General features: G+C 59.1%; 24 protein-coding genes. 16 read left to right on the top strand and 8 right to left on the bottom strand.

The window, feature by feature from the left end:
* Nucleotides 1–171 precede the first annotated feature (171 nt).
* The 3 genes from ACK8OE_RS04955 to ACK8OE_RS04945 all read left to right on the top strand — a co-directional run bounded on the left by ACK8OE_RS04955 (nt 172) and on the right by ACK8OE_RS04945 (nt 1,370).
* Nucleotides 172–414 carry a FitA-like ribbon-helix-helix domain-containing protein gene (locus tag ACK8OE_RS04955; protein ID WP_410271648.1) on the top strand — a complete coding sequence of 81 codons (243 nt, stop codon included), beginning with the start codon at nt 172–174 and terminating at the stop codon, nt 412–414.
* 8 nt (nt 415–422) lie between these two features.
* Nucleotides 423–842, top strand: coding sequence for a type II toxin-antitoxin system VapC family toxin (locus ACK8OE_RS04950; protein WP_410271647.1), 420 nt, complete (start codon nt 423–425; stop codon nt 840–842).
* Nucleotides 843–1,085: 243 nt separating this feature from the next.
* The gene (locus tag ACK8OE_RS04945) at nt 1,086–1,370 is read left to right on the top strand and encodes a helix-hairpin-helix domain-containing protein (RefSeq protein WP_410271646.1); all 285 of its coding nucleotides are present in this window, start codon (nt 1,086–1,088) and stop codon (nt 1,368–1,370) included.
* A 71-nt stretch (nt 1,371–1,441) separates the two neighbouring features.
* On the opposite strand, the gene ACK8OE_RS04940 is transcribed toward ACK8OE_RS04945, so the two are convergent.
* Nucleotides 1,442–2,155 (bottom strand): SOS response-associated peptidase, encoded by a 714-nt coding sequence (locus ACK8OE_RS04940; RefSeq protein WP_410271645.1) that lies wholly within the window; start codon nt 2,153–2,155, stop codon nt 1,442–1,444.
* Nucleotides 2,156–2,263: 108 nt separating this feature from the next.
* Here ACK8OE_RS04940 and ACK8OE_RS04935 point away from each other — a divergent pair, with 108 nt between their 5' ends.
* The 4 genes from ACK8OE_RS04935 to ACK8OE_RS04920 all read left to right on the top strand — a co-directional run bounded on the left by ACK8OE_RS04935 (nt 2,264) and on the right by ACK8OE_RS04920 (nt 4,795).
* Nucleotides 2,264–2,626 (top strand): hypothetical protein, encoded by a 363-nt coding sequence (locus ACK8OE_RS04935; protein ID WP_410271644.1) that lies wholly within the window; start codon nt 2,264–2,266, stop codon nt 2,624–2,626.
* 69 nt (nt 2,627–2,695) lie between these two features.
* Complete coding sequence (locus tag ACK8OE_RS04930; protein WP_410271643.1) at nt 2,696–3,751, top strand: endonuclease/exonuclease/phosphatase family protein; 1,056 nt, start codon at nt 2,696–2,698, stop codon at nt 3,749–3,751.
* Nucleotides 3,751–4,149, top strand: coding sequence for a hypothetical protein (locus ACK8OE_RS04925; protein WP_410271642.1), 399 nt, complete (start codon nt 3,751–3,753; stop codon nt 4,147–4,149). The genes ACK8OE_RS04930 and ACK8OE_RS04925 overlap by 1 nt, the downstream gene beginning before the upstream one ends.
* A gap of 85 nt (nt 4,150–4,234) precedes the next feature.
* Complete coding sequence (locus ACK8OE_RS04920) at nt 4,235–4,795, top strand: hypothetical protein (protein ID WP_410271641.1); 561 nt, start codon at nt 4,235–4,237, stop codon at nt 4,793–4,795.
* Nucleotides 4,796–4,960: 165 nt separating this feature from the next.
* Here ACK8OE_RS04920 and ACK8OE_RS04915 read toward each other — a convergent pair whose 3' ends face one another.
* From ACK8OE_RS04915 to ACK8OE_RS04905, 3 genes are all read right to left on the bottom strand, one after another.
* Nucleotides 4,961–5,803: a sterol desaturase family protein gene (locus tag ACK8OE_RS04915; protein ID WP_410271640.1), complete on the bottom strand. Its 843-nt coding sequence runs from the start codon at nt 5,801–5,803 to the stop codon at nt 4,961–4,963.
* 4 nt (nt 5,804–5,807) lie between these two features.
* Nucleotides 5,808–6,137: an EF-hand domain-containing protein gene (locus ACK8OE_RS04910; protein WP_410271639.1), complete on the bottom strand. Its 330-nt coding sequence runs from the start codon at nt 6,135–6,137 to the stop codon at nt 5,808–5,810.
* Nucleotides 6,138–6,352: 215 nt separating this feature from the next.
* Nucleotides 6,353–6,874, bottom strand: coding sequence for a hypothetical protein (locus tag ACK8OE_RS04905; protein ID WP_410271638.1), 522 nt, complete (start codon nt 6,872–6,874; stop codon nt 6,353–6,355).
* A 220-nt stretch (nt 6,875–7,094) separates the two neighbouring features.
* Here ACK8OE_RS04905 and ACK8OE_RS04900 point away from each other — a divergent pair, with 220 nt between their 5' ends.
* Together ACK8OE_RS04900 and ACK8OE_RS04895 are read left to right on the top strand one after the other, a co-directional pair.
* Nucleotides 7,095–7,820 carry a response regulator gene (locus ACK8OE_RS04900; RefSeq protein WP_410271637.1) on the top strand — a complete coding sequence of 242 codons (726 nt, stop codon included), beginning with the start codon at nt 7,095–7,097 and terminating at the stop codon, nt 7,818–7,820.
* Nucleotides 7,817–9,124 (top strand): ATP-binding protein, encoded by a 1,308-nt coding sequence (locus ACK8OE_RS04895; protein ID WP_410271636.1) that lies wholly within the window; start codon nt 7,817–7,819, stop codon nt 9,122–9,124. Before ACK8OE_RS04900 ends, ACK8OE_RS04895 begins: the two co-directional genes overlap by 4 nt.
* Nucleotides 9,125–9,566: 442 nt before the next feature.
* On the opposite strand, the gene ACK8OE_RS04890 is transcribed toward ACK8OE_RS04895, so the two are convergent.
* The 4 genes from ACK8OE_RS04890 to ACK8OE_RS04875 form a co-directional block, all read right to left on the bottom strand.
* Nucleotides 9,567–9,953, bottom strand: a complete 387-nt coding sequence (locus tag ACK8OE_RS04890) for a helix-turn-helix domain-containing protein (RefSeq protein ID WP_410271635.1) — start codon at nt 9,951–9,953, stop codon at nt 9,567–9,569.
* Between the two features lie 80 nt (nt 9,954–10,033).
* Nucleotides 10,034–10,468, bottom strand: coding sequence for a hypothetical protein (locus ACK8OE_RS04885; protein WP_410271634.1), 435 nt, complete (start codon nt 10,466–10,468; stop codon nt 10,034–10,036).
* Between the two features lie 24 nt (nt 10,469–10,492).
* Nucleotides 10,493–10,843, bottom strand: a complete 351-nt coding sequence (locus tag ACK8OE_RS04880; RefSeq protein ID WP_410271633.1) for a hypothetical protein — start codon at nt 10,841–10,843, stop codon at nt 10,493–10,495.
* Between the two features lie 60 nt (nt 10,844–10,903).
* On the bottom strand, nt 10,904–11,590 hold the full coding sequence (locus tag ACK8OE_RS04875; protein ID WP_410271632.1) for a response regulator transcription factor: 687 nt from the start codon (nt 11,588–11,590) through the stop codon (nt 10,904–10,906).
* 211 nt (nt 11,591–11,801) lie between these two features.
* On the opposite strand from ACK8OE_RS04875, the gene ACK8OE_RS04870 reads away from it, so the two are divergent.
* From ACK8OE_RS04870 to ACK8OE_RS04840, 7 genes are all read left to right on the top strand, one after another.
* Entirely contained in the window at nt 11,802–12,311 is a 510-nt protein-coding gene (locus ACK8OE_RS04870) for an MOSC domain-containing protein (protein ID WP_410271631.1), read from the top strand.
* Nucleotides 12,312–12,817: 506 nt separating this feature from the next.
* Nucleotides 12,818–13,177, top strand: coding sequence for a hypothetical protein (locus tag ACK8OE_RS04865; RefSeq protein WP_410271630.1), 360 nt, complete (start codon nt 12,818–12,820; stop codon nt 13,175–13,177).
* 4 nt (nt 13,178–13,181) lie between these two features.
* Complete coding sequence (locus ACK8OE_RS04860) at nt 13,182–14,645, top strand: methyl-accepting chemotaxis protein (protein ID WP_410271629.1); 1,464 nt, start codon at nt 13,182–13,184, stop codon at nt 14,643–14,645.
* A 444-nt stretch (nt 14,646–15,089) separates the two neighbouring features.
* A complete protein-coding gene (locus ACK8OE_RS04855; protein ID WP_410271628.1) occupies nt 15,090–15,422 on the top strand; it encodes an EAL domain-containing protein in 333 nt (110 codons plus the stop codon).
* 288 nt (nt 15,423–15,710) lie between these two features.
* On the top strand, nt 15,711–16,451 hold the full coding sequence (locus ACK8OE_RS04850) for an ImuA family protein (RefSeq protein ID WP_410271627.1): 741 nt from the start codon (nt 15,711–15,713) through the stop codon (nt 16,449–16,451).
* 13 nt (nt 16,452–16,464) lie between these two features.
* The gene (locus ACK8OE_RS04845) at nt 16,465–16,722 is read left to right on the top strand and encodes a hypothetical protein (RefSeq protein ID WP_410271626.1); all 258 of its coding nucleotides are present in this window, start codon (nt 16,465–16,467) and stop codon (nt 16,720–16,722) included.
* Entirely contained in the window at nt 16,719–17,237 is a 519-nt protein-coding gene (locus ACK8OE_RS04840) for a hypothetical protein (RefSeq protein ID WP_410271625.1), read from the top strand. The genes ACK8OE_RS04845 and ACK8OE_RS04840 overlap by 4 nt, the downstream gene beginning before the upstream one ends.
* The last annotated feature ends 3 nt before the right edge of the window (nt 17,238–17,240 follow it).

Raw genomic sequence — 17,240 nt, 5'->3', positions numbered from 1 at the left:
GCATCGGCAACTGGCCTTCTCGCGAGCACGGGTGACATGACACAGATCAATGTCCGGATGGGGCGCACTGGAGCCTCGACAGGGGCCGTCCCGCTCACAATTGATATTGTCGATGATTTCATTGATTTCAATGAATGCGCTGTGGCATGGTCGTTGTAAGGGGATTTGAAAATGGCGAGCATCACCGTCCGCAATATTGATGACACGTTGAAAGAACGCCTTCGCGTTCGCGCAGCAACGCACGGCCATTCTATGGAAGAGGAAGTCCGACAGATACTGAAGCAGGCGGTTGGCGGGCTCACGGGTGCTGGCCTGCTTTCTCTGTCAAGGGATTTGTTCAGCGGCAATAGCGGCGTAGATCTCGATCTGCCTTCCCGCCCACAAGACCGTGCAGCGCCTGACCTTGGCGCTTAATACTGCCGTTGCAACATTATCATTCCGACACCAATGTTGTATCAGAGTTGATGAGGCCGGGGCCGCATGAGCATGTCCGAGACTGGCTGCGACGATCGGGTGACGTAGGGCTTACGACAACGGCTATAACGGTTGCGGAAATAACTCATGGGTTGGAGCGGTTGCCGGATGGCAGGCGCAAGAGTGATTTGCAGGCTGCCTTCGTAAAGCTGTTGGATGCCCTAGGCGCCTTACCATTGGACGACGCGGCTGGATTCAAGGCTGGGAAGTTTCGAGCTTTGCGTGAAGCGGTAGGACACCCGTCTAGCCCATCGGATATGGTGATTGCGGGGATCGCTGTCGCGTTGGGAGCCTCTCTTGCAACGCGCAACACCAAGGACTTCGAGGCGCTACCCTTAGCGTTGATAGATCCGTGGGCCGCCCATTGATCTTTGTGGCCGCGGGTGTTGGGATTAAAAGCTCATGTTACTGTTCCGGCGTGTGAACGTCCACTTTATTCAATGTGCAACGTCGGCTATGGCCTCCGGTTGCTGAGCCGTTGTCGAATGACCGCCTCGGGCGCGTAACGGCACTGCAAGCTTGAGTCATTCAGGCTTTCAAGGCTATGCCGTCGATGGGCTTTACCTTCAGTCGATTGAGTGACTGGTTTTTTTTTCCGACAAGGTGAATCAATGCCAGTTGTGGATGACCTGAAGAAACTCCGAAATGTGGGGCCGGCAACGCGCAAGGATTTTGCCGTTCTGAAGATCCAAACCGTTTCGCAACTTGCGCAATGCGACCCGGACGAACTTTACAGCCGGCTTCAATCTGAAACGGGCGTGGCCCAAGATCCATGCGTCTGGGATGTGTTTGCCGCAGCCATCCATCAAGCCAGGACGGGAGAGGCCCTCAACTGGTGGGTCTTCACGCCCGTTCGTAAAGCCCGTCAACAAAACGGTACTTTTGATTTCCGGTAAGCCGACGTGCAAAAGCCTTACACGAACAGCGGGGTCTGTCTCTTTCGCGAACCAGGCCTTTGTCGATAGGTTTAAAGGAGAAAATTCTGCGCCTCCGTCCCACTTGAAACGCTATTCAACTCATCCAGATGCGGCCCGTCCTTGCGCCGTCCGGTCGCCACGACGTGCAGGCTGCCATCGGGGAGGGGGCGTTGCAGCGCCCGAACCTCGCTCCATGAGCCCGTCATCCAGAGATCGCGCTCGGCTTCCGTCGTCAGAATAACAGGCATGGCCTTGTCATGAATCATTCCGACTTCGGCATTCGCCGTCGTGGTCAGGAAGGCATAGAGATCATCCGTCGTCTCGCCATCCTTGACCTTGCGCACGGAGGTCCATTGAGGCGTCCAGATGCCGGCAAAGAAGAGCAGGGGGCGCTCGGGGCGTTGGGCGAACCAGTGGATGACATTGCTGCCGGATACCTGATCGGGTTCTGAGAAGGACGTAAACGGCACGAGGCAGCGGTTTGCGGGATCGGTCAGCCATTTGGTCCAGTAGGGCTTATCCGTATTGCGGATATTGGTGACGCCGGAGTCGTAGTTTTTGCCTTTGAGCGTAAAAGGCGGAGAGGGCATCCCCCAGCGGCACATGGCCAGTTCGCGGCCCTCGCCGGTGTTGCGCACAATGGGTCCAAAGCCATTGGCACCGATGTATTCGAACAGGGGCAGATTACCGACCGATGATTTGAGGACCCTGGCAAGGGCGCGAATGGCCGCCTCATTGCTGGTCATTGAGTAGAGATTACACATCGGTCGTTCTTCCTGTGGGCCGTTCAGTGAAACCCAAGATCGGCACCTTGCCAAGGGCTTTAACAGCGTGGCACCTCACCGCTCTCGATGACAGATCGGAAGAATGATATGAGTCTCAACCCCGAAGGCCTGCGCCTCTATCATGACCGTCTGGCCGCAATGATCGCCGCCTTGCGAGACCTGCCGCAACCGCTCGTCAAAGGTCGTGCCTGTGCACTCGGCACCCTGACCTCCATGCAGCGCCGCATTGAAAAGCTGCTCACTGACTGGGAGACGCGGGCCATGACCGAGGTCGATCGAAAGGACGTCTCGCGCGATGGCGCGACCCTGCGTATGCTGCGCGAGGACAAATGGGTCTATGGCGATTTTGACGGTATCGCGTTTGATCTGCCGCAGGCCGGTAATAGCCTGACCTTTGTTGAGGCCATGGCGACGCTCGAAGCGGCGCAGTCATCCGCCGTTTCGGGTTAGTGGACCTCAAAACCGCTGGACGGCATCGAAGCCCTGCCGGTAAATGAGCCAGCATCAAAGGAGCCCGTCATGACCCTGAAAACTGCCCCCTGGCTGGTGAGCGGCCTGTTGAGCCTTGTCGTTGCGGGCAGCGCTGCCGCGCAGGAGGCTGCACCGCGCCTGACCGTCATGACCTACAATGTCGAAAACTTCTTTGACGCCGAAGACGACCCCCGGATGCCCAATGGCTCGAGCAACGAGGTCATCAACACCCCCGCCTGGGTGTCGGCCAAAGCTGCAAACGTCGCGCGCGTCATCCAGCGCTTTGATTTCGGGCGAGGGCCGGATGTTCTCGTCCTGACCGAGGTGGAAAGCCAGGCGAGCCTTGAGGCGATCAAAGGCGCACTGAATAACGCCGGTGCCGCCTATGTGACGGCGGTGCTATTGGATGCCGATCCCAACCGTCCCGCCCCGAAGCCCGATCAGCGTGGGATCAAGGTCGCTCTTCTGTCCAAACTGCCTCTGGCCAATGGCTTTACACCTAAATCTTTCCCGGTGGATCTGACAAAGGCGTCTGACTGCAAGAGCCGCGATGGCTCGGCCGGTACAACCCGCGACCTTCTGCAGGTCGATCTCGCTCTGCCCGACGGCAAGACGCTGACCCTCTTTGGCGGACATCTGCCGTCGGGCGGCAATCCACGCCTGTGCCGTGAAATCGCGGCCCAGACGATAGCGAAATTGGCCGCCAAACTGCCGCAGAGCCACGTCATCCTTGCGGCCGGCGACTTCAATTTCAACTGTGCGCCCGAGGAACGCAAAGGGCTTGCAGCCGCTCTTACCGGCTGGGTACTGCCCGCCCAACTGGACAATGCCTGCCGGGGCAACGGCAGCCAGTTCTATGGTCGCGAAAAGACCTGGTCCTATCTCGACGTCATCACCCAGAAGGCCAGCGGGGCGAGCCAGGACTGGGCCATTGATACCAAGACCTTCCGCACCGTTTTGACCGACACTGAACAACTGCAGTGGGACGATCGCGATCAGGTCATGCGACCGAAGGCCTTCCGTTTCAACGCCGAAACCGGCAAGGGGTCTGGCACCTCTGACCATTGGCCGATCGCCATTGATCTCGTTCGGGGAGGCAAGTGATGACCGTAACGACACTGATCGCCTTTGTGGCAGGGCTTATCGCGGGCGTGGCCCTGACCTATCTGATCGCCATCAAAGGGCGCGAGGCACCGGCCGAGGCCCTGCGCAATCCCTCGAAATACAAGCGGGCCGACCCGGAGGTCGCGCGGACGCTCGATGAGCATGATCGCGACCTCGCCGCAATGGATCCGCGTTGGATCGAGGGCGAAGAGGGTGAGTTTGCCACCTTCACCTACGCCGATCGCGATGGGGTGGTCACCGAGCGTCGCGTCTCCAACTGGCGCAGCCATGGTGCCTATATCGAAGGCGTCTGTCTCAACCGGCAGGAAGAACGCACGTTTCGCAAGGATCGGATCACCAATTGGTCTGTGCAGGTTCACTCTGAGGTGCAGGCGTAAGGGTAAAACCGCCTTATCTCAGAGGGGAATGGCTTATTTGCAAAGTGCGCTATAGGAAGCCCACAGCCGCCGAGAGGAGCGACCGATGAAGCCTATAGTCCTGAGCCCCGTTTTGATGGCGGCCTTGTGCGTCCTGAGTGCCTGCGGCGCGCGAGAGGGCGAGGCACCCGATACGGCGTCTCGGGCAGAGTCCGGCACGACCTCGGGCGGCATAGAGATCGTCGACCCCGTGGCGGCTTCGGCCCAGGTTTCGAGTACAAAGCTTGAAACCCTGCCCGTGATCGAGGCGGAGGGACCTGTGGCCTGTTCAACGGAAATCGGCGCAAAGGCGGCCGAGCGTCTTGCGAAGAGCTGCCGGAATGTGTCTCCGGCGACGCATCCGCCCTGCAATGTCGCCAACAGCTGCGCCCTGATGTCCGATGAGATTGCCCGCAGTTGCGCGCTGTTCGACGATAAGGACGCACCGATCGCCGATTGCCAACTCGATCCCAAAAGTGCGCAAGCGGCTGCGGCGGTCGTCCGCCTCTATTATTCGGCCATCAACGCGCGTGATTACGGCACCGCCTGGTCGCAATGGGGCGAGGACGGTCCGCCCAACCAGTCCTTACCGCGGTTCAAAGCGGGCTTTGCGCAGATGGGATCCTGACGCTGAAGTCCGGGATGCAAATGCGGTTTTGCTGACGTTACCGAACGGCTCTGGATTCATGGCTTCAAAAAGGAGCTTAGATCCAGATGACTTTGGATGGAATTGCCATTTCTCCCCAAGTCTAGGGGGCAAATGCCAACCTCGTATGCTTGAAGCGTCTGCAACTCAGTCGCGCGGAGGGCCAAATAGAACACGCAGGCGAAGGACGGCTCCTTTTTCGTTTTTCACGGCTTTGAACAGGCGTCCCCAGCCCGCAAAGGCAATGACGAACGGGTTGTGGCTGTCAATGGGCGTGGTCAGGCCGAAGCGGAGTGGTTCATTGCCCTCTTCGCGCGCAAAGGTGCCGAACAGCCGGTCAAACACAATCAGCACACCGCCGAAATTCTTGTCCAGGTAGGCCGCATTGGACGCATGGTGGATGCGGTGATGGGTGGGGGTATTCAGTACGTATTCCAGCGGACCCCAGCGCGGTGACAGTTCTGTGTGCAGGAAAAACTGATACAGCAGGTTCAGCGCCAGAAGTGTAGCCACCACCATCGGGGGACAACCGATCAGAACCAGAGGCAAGAACACCAGCCATTCTCCGGACAGGACCCCTGTCCACGAAAGACGCATGGCCGAAGGCAGGATGAAATGGCTGGCGGAATGGTGAACGCCGTGAGAGGCCCACATCCACCAGACCCTATGACCCAGCCGATGCATCCAGTAATAGCAGAACTCCACCCCGACAAAGCCCGCCACCCACGTCCATGCTGAGGTGATCTCCCACTGCCAGGGGGCCAGTTCGCTGACCGCTGACATAACAAACGCAATCAACACACGGTTGACCGATCGGGTCAGGATATTGCCTACCCCAACAGCAACGGACGCGGCGGCTTCGCCGGTGTCATAGCCGCGCCGCAAGGCCAGCACGACAATGGTCGCTTCAATAAGGATCAGTCCCGCCAGGGTCACCAGCACAGGGGCTGCCGTGAGAGGATCGGACAGGTGTGGGGCGCTCTTGTACATGCGACTAGCCTTTCGCCTTGAGCTGTTTCAGTTCGTAGCCGTCAATGACCCCATTGCCGTTGGTGTCGGTATTGTCGAAAACAGGGGTAGGCCCATTGACGAATTCGGTGCGGCTGACGCGGCCGTCATGGTTGCGGTCGAAGCTCGCCATCATCTCCAGAAAAGCCCCTCCCCGCTTAGACTGGCGGGCAAAAGCAGGCAGGTCGGCGGTAGTGAGAGAGCCATCGTGATTGCGATCGAACTTTGAAAACGACTGACTGCGATAGGAGAGGAATTCCTGACGGGTAATCATCCCATCGTGGTTGAGGTCCGCCATTTCGATGCGTTGAGCCACACTGTCAGGGTCCAGTCGGGAGGGCTGAGCCAGGCCTGACACTGGCCAGGCGGTGACAAGGGCAAGCGAGAGGAAAAAAAATGGGCGAGAGTTCATAGCATTATCCTTAAGCCAGTGAAGAAGGCCCCGCCCGACACGGGGGATGCGGGCGGGGCCATATCGCTGCTTGCGCACTCGGGCACGTCCGGGGAAAACGGCCCGACAGGGGGCAGTCTTTAGCGCGTCGGGCAGGCGATGGCGTTACCGCTGGCGTCCTTGCAGCTTGACTGACGCGAGACGCCATTGGTGGAATCATAGGTGGTGGTGCCGGTGTAGCTGTTGCCATTCTGGGCATTGGTAGCATTCGTGGTGCGCGACCCTGACGAGGTGCCGTCGGCATTGCGGGTGAAGCCACCTTGCGAATTCACATTGCCGCGCGCCCCGGAGGTCGCGAAACCGCCCTCATGTTCGACTGAGCCATCCGGGTTGTAGGTCGTGGCCGAACCGCGGGCCCCGGCGGCGCCGGTATTGGTCTTGAAGGCCGCGCCCGATCCGGTCGTGGTCGAACCGTCGGAATTGGTCTTGGCGCCGTGACCACGCACATAGCTGTTGCCATTATGGGTACCGGCGGCGACCATGCCGTTGGCGCCGCGGGCCTTCACACGGCCTTCGGCCGCATGGACGGGGGCGACGAACAGACCGGTCAGCATGAGGGTAGAGAGGCCGGCAACCAGCGACGCAGAGAAAAATTTCTTCATTGAGGTATCCTTTGTACGAGATGGGGAAGGGAAGGGGAACGCGACTACCCCCTCATCATCGTCGCCGACCTGTTACGCCGTGATGTCGTCTTCGGGCTCTGTTGCGACAGCCGGTTACAGGCCGCGCCTAGCGTAACGGTTTGTAACATCTGCGCGGGTGCAGCTTTTTTTAAGAGCTGTAAATTAGCCTGTGACACGGGCGAACTGGGATGACGCGCAGATGACGACGCAAAAGGGCCGGCTCATTGTTCTTGACGACGATCAGGAAATGCGTGCGCTCCTGCAACGCTATCTGACGGAAAACCATTATTCTGTGCGCTGCGTGCCGGATGCGGAAAGCCTCAACCGGTTGCTGGCCCGCGAAACTTTCGACCTGCTCATTCTCGATCTGATGATGCCCGGTGAAGATGGGCTTGCGGTTTGCCGCCGATTGCGCAGCGAAGGCGACACCACGCCGATTATCATGCTGACCGCGCGCGGCGATCCGGTCGATCGCGTGGTGGGGCTGGAGATGGGGGCGGACGACTATCTGCCTAAGCCGTTTATGCCGCGTGAGCTTCTGGCGCGTATAGAAGCGGTGCGCCGCCGTCATTTGTTCGTCCCCGGAGAGCCGACGGGGGCCGCTGCATCCGAGGTGGTACGCTTTGGGCCGTATCGGCTGGATATCGGGCGGATGCAACTGACGCGCGGTGACGAGGGGGTCGAATTGTCTACGCGCGAATTTTCTCTTCTGAAGACACTGGTGATGCACGCTGGCAGGCCCCTGTCGCGGGCGCGCATTATTGATCTCGCCCTCGGGCGCGATGCCGAAGTTACAGATCGCGCCGTGGACGTGCAGATTGTGCGGCTGCGGCGGATCATCGAAGATGATCAGGCCAATCCGGTGTGGATCAGGACGGTATGGGGGCATGGCTATGTCTTCACGCCGGACGGTAAAAGCCTGTGATCCCGCTACGTTCGCTACGCTTTCAGAGCCTCGCCGGGACCATACTGATTGTCGCGGTGAGTCAGGTCCTGACCGTCGCCGCCATGACCTTTCTGATCGTGCGTCCTCAGATCGACCGCGGAGCGGCCATGCTGGCACAAAACGTGGCGGTGCTGACCGAAACCTACGACACCTTGCCCGTCGAAGCCCGCCCCATACTGATCCAGCGGCTGGAGTCGTCGAGCTATCTGGCGCTGTGGCAGGGGGATAAACCGCCAGACCGCACGGGTCCCCGGCCGCGGTATATGGAACGCGCCTTTATGCGCAGTCTGGCGGAGCGGTTGAACGGCCAGGCGCATCTAGACTGGCGCACAGATGCAAGGGGCAAACTGTGGGTTCAGATCTTTCTGGGCGGCACCCCCTATTGGATTGGTCTGAAATCCACGCCCTTCTATGCGCCAACGGGCATGATTATCTGGCTGGGGGTGATCGCCGTGTGTCTGGCGTCTGCGGCGGCCGTCTGGTTGTCGCGGCAATTGCTGCGCCCTCTGGAGGCGCTGCAAAACGCCACCGACCGGGTTCATGTCAGCGAGAAACCGCAGATGCTTGAGGAGCAGGGCCTGGTGGAGATCGCCGAACTTAGCCGCAGCTTCAACCGCATGACCCGGCGCCTGACCGAGATCGAGGATAATCGCGCGCTGGTGCTGGCGGGGATTTCGCATGATTTGCGCACGCCCCTCGCCAAGCTGCGGCTGGCGCTGGATATGGCCTCCATCGCGGATACAGACCTGCGTCTCACCGCGGAACGTCAGGTGGACACTATTGAGCGCATCCTCTCGCAGTTTTTGGTGTTCGCCAGAGGATTTGAAGCGGAAGCGGTCGAACCTTTCTCGCTGAATGCCTTGATAAGTTCGGCGGCTGCCGACTACGCCCAGGCGGGTGTGGAGATCAGCCTGCCTGACACTGAACAGATACTCACGGGGCGCCGCGAAGCGGTGCGGCGTCTGCTGTGTAATCTCATCGAGAATGCCTTACGCTATGGACAGGCGCCGGTGACGGTCTTTGCCATAATTGCCGAAGAGGGGCTTCGCTTTGGGGTGCGCGATCAGGGCGAGGGGATCCACCCGGAACAGGCCGAACTACTGACCAAACCCTTTGTCAGAGGGGATGAGGCGCGTCAGCCCTTCGCCGGGCAGGTGCCGGTTGCAGGCGTAGGTCTCGGCCTTGCCATGGCGCAGCAAATCACCCGACTGCACGGCTGGGAGTTGACCTTCAAACAAGCCAACGGTGGCTTTGAGGCTGCGATTGAAACGGGGGCTTCCTGATTTAAGGACGTTATCGCATATATCTTCCCGATGTTTTTGCTTAATAGCCTCAAATCTAGCTTGGACGCGAGTTCCACACCGAGCGAACTTTTTTAATCGCTCAAGAAGCATGTCAGAACCTGCCGGAACATCCACATTGTATGTGAACACAGCTGCAGCGCGCTGACGTGATGCGGTGCATGGCTTCCTCACCGGCATCTCGTGCCGTTTTCAGGCCTCCGCCACGCTGAATGGCGGACACTGGGTTGATACCCAACTTTTCCGCATGTTCGTAAGCACATTCTTGAACACACATTTTTTTTTGGAGGAATCATAACGATATAAAAACAGATATTTGAAACGATTTTATCAGGCTCGGTGCCGCTGGCATATCGAGTCGGCGAAGCTTGCGCCGGTCAGATAGTTCGACGAAGAGCGAAGACGCCTTCCAACCGAAACCGCTTTACTCTTTCTGTTCGGCGAGCAGAGCCTTGACCACGGAGACAACACTGCGTCTCATGGGCGTGCTCAACTGACTGAAATACCGGGAAAGCCTTTGTCCCTCGGAGGTGCGCGTGAAGGCCCAGATACTGGCTTCTGACTCAGACAGACCTTCGGGCGCTATGTCATCCAGGCCCTCAAAGAAGTCGGACACCGGCACTTTCAGGAAACAGGCCGCGGCATGTAGCCTCGACGCGCTGATGCGGTTGTGACCGCTTTCGTATTTCTGGACCTGCTGGAAAGTGATGCCCAAGGCACTGGCCAAGTCTGTTTGTGAGAGCCCTTGGGCTTCGCGAAACGCGCGAAGACGTTTGCCGACCTGAACGTCAATGAAATGGGGATGAGACATGGACCTGAACGCGACCCCGCATACCAAGAAGCAGAAACCCAGCTTAGTTTCATTGGTGTAAGGGTGTCAGCCCTTACACCTCAGGCGTGCAGTGTGGATTTCTTTCGTAAATATTCTGCTTCCAGCGCCGCGCCTCCCAGTGTCAGCGCGACGCCATAGCCGCCAAGCAATCCCATAGTCGTCATGTAAGCAAAATACCCGGTGTTTGGTATAAGATGACCGACGAAATGGGTAAGAAAGGTCCCCAACATGAACGCCGTCATAAACAGCGTCCAAATGCGACGGGAATAGCATGATACGCTGAAAGCGAAGAGGGTGACCGCGCCATCAAGTATCGCTGTGAGTGCGCCGGGGTCATGATTTTGTTGCTGCAATAGCGGTGTCGTAATCCAAGCGGCCCAAATGACTATGGCGGTGGACTTTTCAGCCCAACCGCCCCGCCAGATGGCTAAACTACCACATAAGATGACTGTGATGTGCCCCGCCCAAATCCAAATTAAATGCAAGAGCAGCATAGTCTCTCCGTTTCGTTTTCGCATTCACTGGTTTTCGATTTCCCGAGCCTGGGTATGTACCTCGGCATTGCCAGTGATAGGTTTGGAGTTACCTGTTCCCACGGCTACAGTCGCACAACCCATCTGGGTTTTGACCTCATTGAGGTGACCGTGCACGGTGATGATTTCGCGTCGGGCCTGGGCCAGCGCGTTGGCGCTGCTAATGATGCCTTCGACCGCTTCCTGTCCCATCACAGCAGACAGGCCGCCAGCCATCCGCATGCGCAGCAGGGCGGCAAGCATCTCGCCTGTTTCTGTAAGCGCGCGATCGACAGCCTCTTCGGTCTGAAAGAGACGTTCAGCGCCAGCCAATACCATTTCCGATCGTTTCATCATCAGGTCTCCAGTTAGGGCCGGTCTCTTACCGGCTGGGTTATGCGCCCAGCCGGATACAGGTTATCCGGTCTGGCCGCTGAGTTCGCGAATGGCCTGGAAAATTCCGATCAGGGCCCCCATCACACCGCCAATGATCAGCACGACGGACAGGGTTAGTCCCAGAGTCAGAAGTGACCACTGAAGGAGGTTGAGTTGGGCGAGCCAGCCATGGACGCCGTCTCGTCCGTGAGCCAGGCGCAGGCTGAGATCAGGGTAAAGACGAGCTTCTCTGGCGTGGTCTGGTATTCCTGCCGGATCGCCGAAAGCGTTTCGCTGATCAGATGCGCCTTCTCTGGTACTGCCAAATATTTGAGTGCGGTCTCGATGTGCGCCCACTGCATCGTGACCGACTGCGGGTAAGGGGGCGTTGAGGGAATCGAGGAGTGGGTCATCGGTATCTCCGATAGGGGAGGGATGACCGGAGGATGACGATTCAGGGGCGTTTTGCGCTATTCCCGATGACTGATATTCCCGTTCAGGGGGGATGCCCAAAACGTCTGCGTGGTCACTGAGAAAACGGGCGGCTTCCCGCCGACTAATGCCGCCCAACTTGTCGCGCACGGCGTCGGCATGAGCGCGCGCCGTGTGCTCGCTGATGTTCAAAATCCGCGCGATTTCCTTGTCACGGTAATGGCGGGCGATAAGCCGCATCACCTCTTTCTGCCGCTGCGTCAGAGACGCCAGCTTTTCCTCAATCTGCTCGGTCAATGTTCGTTAGCCCCGATTGACGCGCCCATATTAGGGTTAACGGAAGAGGAGCGTGAAGACCAGTTACGATTGTGTCAGGTCAGTAGCAGAGACGGCCCACCACTGAGGGAGATCGCGGCCAGCCTCAGTTTTGCGATCTTTAAAGCTGGAGAATGCGCCTGTACGCGACTAGGCTGACGGCCAAAATTGCCCGTGACCGATGTCCCCCACCATGCCCTTTCATCCCAAATCCAGTCTCGCTCATCTTCTGCGGGCTCCGGTGCGTCCCGGCACGGTGCAGTGGATAGGTTTGCGGCCGGAGCGGCGGGGAGAGATTATCGCTGCGGACGAGGCCCATCTGTCACCTGAGGTTGGCTTAATCGGTGACCATTATCAGGGACGAAGTGGCAACCGGCACCTGACGCTTATCGGGCAGGAGGACATAAATGCGATCGCAAGCTTCCTCGGCGTGTCCGTGCAGGCGCACGCGCTTCGGCGCAATATCGTCACCTCAGGGATCAACCTGCTGGCGCTGAAAGATAAGCGCTTCAGGCTGGGTGAAGCGGTGCTGGAATATACCGGCGAATGCCATCCCTGTTCGCGCATGGAAGAGACGTTCGGGGTCGGAGGCTATAATGCCGTGCGTGGACACGGCGGGATCACCGCACGGGTCATCACGGGTGGCCGTTTTCGTGTCGGGGATTGCGTGATTCCAGAACTTGATGACACTTCGGGAGGCTGAGAAGATCTCATCGAGCGCGAGGGGCTAAGCTCGCCTAATTTCCGCGCGTATTCGCTAGCATCACCGATTTGGTAGCCGTGAGTGGATATGTAGGTTCCCCGTCACTGACACACGGCCGCGAACGCCGCCGATGGAGACGGTGTAAGAACGGCATGTTTGGCTAACTGCGGGAGATAATTACGCGTCGGCATGTGCGTAAAACGGCTAATCTGTACACCCTCCTCAGAGACGTTTCACGCGCCCTAGCTGGCGACATTGGAAGATTAAACACCAGGGTGTAACGCCTGCGCGAATTCAGCGTAGATTCGCGCAAGGCGGGCGGGTTGGCGAAGTTTTGTGTCGACCTATCCGGAAGCCGTCAGCAACGTCTTGACCACAAGTCCGGAATGTAGCCGACCGCGCCGACATAGCTGGATGTTTCACGCATCGACTTTCAGTCTTTTTTAATGGCATCGCCGTTATCTGAAATCTGTTCACCACGAATCTTTCCATTTCGAGTGCCAAGTATGCGTAAGCCACCCCTAGAAAGCTCAATTAAGTCTCAGGACTGTCCGAATATCGGTGTAGTAGCGGGCGGCTTCGCTTTAGGACTGGTGCTACTGACGGTTAACGCTCTCATGCCGCTCGAGGGCGAAACGGTCGGCGTCCTCGCTTGGCCCTTCACCTCGCAACAAGCCACCAGCCGCCTCGTGGCTCAGTCCGGCGGGGCGTTTGAGGATGTCGCGTTGTCGGGTCGTATCGTGCTGGCCCGTTCCTACGAGCCGGGCTTCATCCGCCGCCTGTATGCAAATGGCGCGGTTCTTGTTTTCAACCCCCGCTTTCTCGCCGGTTGCCGGACTCTGCCGTCCTCCTCTTCGAAGGTCTAAGCCTATGGATGCCCTCCTTACCCTCAGAACCCGCTTTGGCGGCGCGTTGATCGCCTTTCTGTGGATTAACTGTGTTCTTCTGGGTGTGCTCCCCGTCGCCTTCGGCACCGGTGCCCCAGTGATGACGCCGCTACTGTCGGGCGCGCTGATCTGTGGGCTCGTCACAGCGCAGTGGTGGCGTGACCGTACGGGGCCGACCACGCGAATGGTTACATCGATGGCACTGGCCGCGATGGTGGGGCTGATGGTCTATGTCTTTGATGGGCACGCTTACCAGATAGACATGCACATGTACTTCTTCGCGGCTTTGGCGCTGATCGCCGGCTGGTGCGACGCCCGCGCTCTGATTGCCTATTCTGGGCTCGTGGCCGTACACCACTTGGGGCTCAACTTTCTCTTGCCGGCCGCCGTGTTTCCGACAAGCCAGCCGGACCTGTTGCGGGTAACCGTGCATGCCGGCATTCTGGTTCTCCAGACCGCACTCCTCACCTGGCTGGTCTATACGCTGGAGTGCGCTTTTGCTGAAGCCGACGACGCCCTGAGCGCCGCGCGCGCGGCTGAAGCCGAGGCCCGCGAGCTATCGGAGCGCCAGGATCGTATCAAGGCCGAAGAATTGCGACGCATCCGTGAACGGGACACCCTCGCTAGCACGCTGATTGAGCGGGTGCAGGACCTGACCCAGGGCTTCAACGCCACTTCGCGCGACATGGCGCAAGCCGCCGCCAATCTCAGTGAGAGCGTGAAGCGCACGACAGAGGTCGCCGGGTCAGTGACCGACGCGGCCTTGTCTGCATCCGACAATGTGCAGACCGCCGCGGCCGGGGCCGAGGAACTGTCGCAATCGATCCGTCAAATTAACGCGCAGGTCTCTCGTTCGGCCGCCGTCGCTGCCTCTGCCGCTGAGGAGGCTGCCACCACGAATGAAAACATAAGCGTGCTGAGCGGGGCCGCGTCGCGCATTGGCGATGTCATCGAATTGATCCGCGCCATTGCCTCTCAGACCAACCTGCTGGCACTCAACGCGACGATCGAGGCCGCTCGTGCGGGGGAGGCTGGCAAAGGCTTTGCGGTTGTCGCGACCGAAGTCAAGTCGCTGGCCACGCAGACGGCGAAGGCCACAGACGAGATCGCGGAAAAGGTCAACGAGATTCAGTCAGCCACACATATTACCGTGGAATCGATCGGGCGCATCGTGTCGACCATCGAAATGATCCGCGCAACCACTGTGTCCATCGCCGAATCGGTTGATCAGCAGGGCGCGGCGACGCAGGATATCGCGGCCAATACGGCGCGCGCCGCATCTGGCACGACTGAGGTGAGTGCGCAGATGGGCGTCGTCTCGGCCGGGGCGCAAGAGACAGGCGTCGCGTCAGAACAGCTCCGCGGCCTGTCCGGCGCTCTGGCCCATCAGGCCGCGTCGCTCGAGGCAGAGGTGGCAAACTTCATCAACCGCTTGAAGGCCGCATAAACGCTCTCAATTGCAGCATGGCGCCTCGACAAGCCTAAGGAAGTTGAATTGCCCCCAGGCTTAGCGACGGGTCACCGGTTAGGCGGAACCGAGGCCCTAACATTGCCGGTATGCACTTTCGCCGCGAATCAGATACCAATGGTACGGTATCTTTTCAGGTGCACAGCCTTTGTCTCCCGGCTCACCTCTAAGATCCCCCCTTGAGCCAGGAGATATTGGCGCTGGCCGTCGTCACCGCAAGCACGCATGTTGAATCGGTGAAGAAAGGCTCGCAAAATCCAAAGAAGCAAATACTGGCATTCGACGATAATGTGGAATAGGCCGTACGGAAGCCAACGCGATACATGCCCGGGAATCGGTAGAAGACCCGTCCAGCCCTGATCGGTTTGTGTTCGCACAAGACGGCGTCGATCCCGATGTTATGCAACATCTGCGCCTATCCGGATGATACTTGATGATTTTAGAACCGGATTCACCAGTATTGCTTATCTTCAGGCATACGGATTCAACAAAATCAAGCTCGATAAAAGCCTCATTGATGATCTTGTGACCGGCACCAAGTCATCTGTTCTTGTTCAGGGCGTTATGTTCCTCGCAAACGGCCTCGCTATGGAAATTACGGCGGAGGGAGTGGAGACGGAGGGGCAGGCTGAATTGCTTGAACTCGCCGGTTGCCGCCTAATACAGGGCTACCTCTACTGCAAACCTGCGCCCGCGGCCTTGGTGAAAGCCCAGATGGTTAAAACTGAGCGTGTGGCTATGGAACTCAGGGGATAAGTGCGTCGGCCCAAGTTTCCGTTCGCATCTCAGAGAAAATCAACACATTAACATTCTGTATCGACGTCTCAGGAGCTGCATTTCGACAATTCACAGAAATTTGTTCCTGATTTGTTTCTTAAGAGTCCGCCGTTAAGGAGTTGTGACTCCTCACGATTCAGCTCCGATCTGGTGCCCTGACAGTTTCTGGCAGCACGCAGACGCCGATCTCGGCCTATTGACTCTTGTTCGAATTAAAGAACAAAAAGCGAACATAATCTTTGGCGTTCAGAAAGGATGCTTGATGTCATGCCCGCTGCCAACCCCGCCGTCCTCAGCGCTTTGCGAGACCGGATCGACCATATCGGCGGTCACAGTGCGCCCAGACGCGTCGTTCTCCCCTTCGGCGTTCCTGATATCGACACCCGTATTCCCAAGGGGGGGCTGGCCTTTGGGGCCCTGCACGAGATCGCTGGTGGCGCCAATGGCGCGGTAGATGGGGCCGCCGCCATTGCCTTTGCCGCCGGGATTGCGGCGCGCTCTGGGGGGCGTGTTCTATGGGCCTATACGCAGCCTGATCTGTTTGCCCCGGCGCTCGCCCGTTCAGGCCTGACCGATGACAAGGTCGTCTTCTTCGAAGCCGGCGATGAGGCCGCCGTGCTGGGGGCTTGTGAGGAAGCCCTGCGCCACGGCGGCCTCACCGCGGTCGTGGGCGAACTCGCCAATCTCTCCCGTGTCGCCTCGCAACGTCTTCTGATGGCGGCGGAGGGCACCGGGACGCTGGCCCTGATCGTGCGCCGCTGGCGCCGGCAGGTCGATGCCAAAGACTTTGGCCGCCCCACGGCCGCCTTTACCCGCTGGCGCGTGACCGAACTGAACTCGGCACCTTTGCCGGTGCGCGGCGTCGGACGCGCGCGCTGGATGCTCGAACTGATCCGGGCCCGCGGCGGCGAGTGTCATGATTTCGAGGTCGAGGCCTGTGACGGGGAGGGGCGTATCCGCCTGTCCGCGGACGCACAACGACCAGACACCTTGCGGGTCGCATCTTAAGAGGAGGGAAACTATGCAGTTGTTTGAGACACCGGATGAACACACCCGATTAGCCCTGTTCGATGGGGCCGCCGTCCTGCTCACGGTCGCCCGCCATGAGCGCGACTATATGGCCTGTGTGCAGAAGATCGGTCCCAAAGGTAGTGTCTATTACGATGTGGCCGGCTACAGATACCACGCCGATGGCTCGCCCCTGCCGCAATTGCCGCGCGCGCCCCAGATCCTCGACGTGGTTGATCTCTATCAGACCGATTACGCGGATATCGCATGAGTGAACTTGTCACCTGTGCGGGGAAGGTGGTGGCGCTGGCGCCCCTCGTCGCTATCGGGCCGGTATGGGCAAACGGCCTTTATGAAGACACGCATCTGGCCTTCCCGGTCCATATCCAGGGCCTGCCTCAAACCCTGTGGTTCCAGTCGGAGGACGGCACCGACGAGGAAAGGGCCGCACTCAGACGCGCGCATGCGCAACTCGTGGCCGCCTGGCGGCGTTATCACCTCAGGGACGGCGTATCGCCGGGCCTGTTCGACCTGTCCCATCTTCTGATCAGTCTTCAGGCCATCTCAGCCGTCAGTCCCATCTACACGAAGACGCTCACGGTGGGCGGCTGGGGCAGCGTCAGCCGTCATCAGCCGATCTACGACATTCATGTTTCAGGCCTCAGCGAGCCCATTCGTCGCTCGGCCTCTGTGGCCGTGCCGCTCGACGTCCTGACGGCTGAGCGTAATGCCCTGCTTGAAGCCTGGGCCGACTGGGTCGATCCTCTCACGCGACAGGCGGTGTAGGGT

This window comes from Asticcacaulis sp. W401b, assembly GCF_046503825.1.
Lineage (GTDB): Bacteria > Pseudomonadota > Alphaproteobacteria > Caulobacterales > Caulobacteraceae > Asticcacaulis.
This window is presented reverse-complemented; position numbering and strand designations above follow the sequence as displayed.

What these genes read in the sequence shown, in the direction of transcription:
- ACK8OE_RS04955 (WP_410271648.1), top strand. Translation starts at nt 172, where the DNA reads ATGGCGAGCATCACCGTCCGCAATATTGATGACACGTTGAAAGAACGC.
- ACK8OE_RS04900 (WP_410271637.1), top strand. Translation starts at nt 7,095, where the DNA reads ATGACGACGCAAAAGGGCCGGCTCATTGTTCTTGACGACGATCAGGAA.
- ACK8OE_RS04885 (WP_410271634.1), bottom strand. Translation starts at nt 10,468, where the DNA reads ATGCTGCTCTTGCATTTAATTTGGATTTGGGCGGGGCACATCACAGTC.
- ACK8OE_RS04850 (WP_410271627.1), top strand. Translation starts at nt 15,711, where the DNA reads ATGCCCGCTGCCAACCCCGCCGTCCTCAGCGCTTTGCGAGACCGGATC.
- ACK8OE_RS04935 (WP_410271644.1), top strand. Translation starts at nt 2,264, where the DNA reads ATGAGTCTCAACCCCGAAGGCCTGCGCCTCTATCATGACCGTCTGGCC.
- ACK8OE_RS04915 (WP_410271640.1), bottom strand. Translation starts at nt 5,803, where the DNA reads ATGTACAAGAGCGCCCCACACCTGTCCGATCCTCTCACGGCAGCCCCT.
- ACK8OE_RS04905 (WP_410271638.1), bottom strand. Translation starts at nt 6,874, where the DNA reads ATGAAGAAATTTTTCTCTGCGTCGCTGGTTGCCGGCCTCTCTACCCTC.
- ACK8OE_RS04925 (WP_410271642.1), top strand. Translation starts at nt 3,751, where the DNA reads ATGACCGTAACGACACTGATCGCCTTTGTGGCAGGGCTTATCGCGGGC.
- ACK8OE_RS04845 (WP_410271626.1), top strand. Translation starts at nt 16,465, where the DNA reads ATGCAGTTGTTTGAGACACCGGATGAACACACCCGATTAGCCCTGTTC.
- ACK8OE_RS04890 (WP_410271635.1), bottom strand. Translation starts at nt 9,953, where the DNA reads ATGTCTCATCCCCATTTCATTGACGTTCAGGTCGGCAAACGTCTTCGC.
- ACK8OE_RS04920 (WP_410271641.1), top strand. Translation starts at nt 4,235, where the DNA reads ATGAAGCCTATAGTCCTGAGCCCCGTTTTGATGGCGGCCTTGTGCGTC.
- ACK8OE_RS04940 (WP_410271645.1), bottom strand. Translation starts at nt 2,155, where the DNA reads ATGTGTAATCTCTACTCAATGACCAGCAATGAGGCGGCCATTCGCGCC.
- ACK8OE_RS04855 (WP_410271628.1), top strand. Translation starts at nt 15,090, where the DNA reads ATGATACTTGATGATTTTAGAACCGGATTCACCAGTATTGCTTATCTT.
- ACK8OE_RS04880 (WP_410271633.1), bottom strand. Translation starts at nt 10,843, where the DNA reads ATGATGAAACGATCGGAAATGGTATTGGCTGGCGCTGAACGTCTCTTT.
- ACK8OE_RS04865 (WP_410271630.1), top strand. Translation starts at nt 12,818, where the DNA reads ATGCGTAAGCCACCCCTAGAAAGCTCAATTAAGTCTCAGGACTGTCCG.
- ACK8OE_RS04930 (WP_410271643.1), top strand. Translation starts at nt 2,696, where the DNA reads ATGACCCTGAAAACTGCCCCCTGGCTGGTGAGCGGCCTGTTGAGCCTT.
- ACK8OE_RS04860 (WP_410271629.1), top strand. Translation starts at nt 13,182, where the DNA reads ATGGATGCCCTCCTTACCCTCAGAACCCGCTTTGGCGGCGCGTTGATC.
- ACK8OE_RS04870 (WP_410271631.1), top strand. Translation starts at nt 11,802, where the DNA reads ATGCCCTTTCATCCCAAATCCAGTCTCGCTCATCTTCTGCGGGCTCCG.
- ACK8OE_RS04945 (WP_410271646.1), top strand. Translation starts at nt 1,086, where the DNA reads ATGCCAGTTGTGGATGACCTGAAGAAACTCCGAAATGTGGGGCCGGCA.
- ACK8OE_RS04840 (WP_410271625.1), top strand. Translation starts at nt 16,719, where the DNA reads ATGAGTGAACTTGTCACCTGTGCGGGGAAGGTGGTGGCGCTGGCGCCC.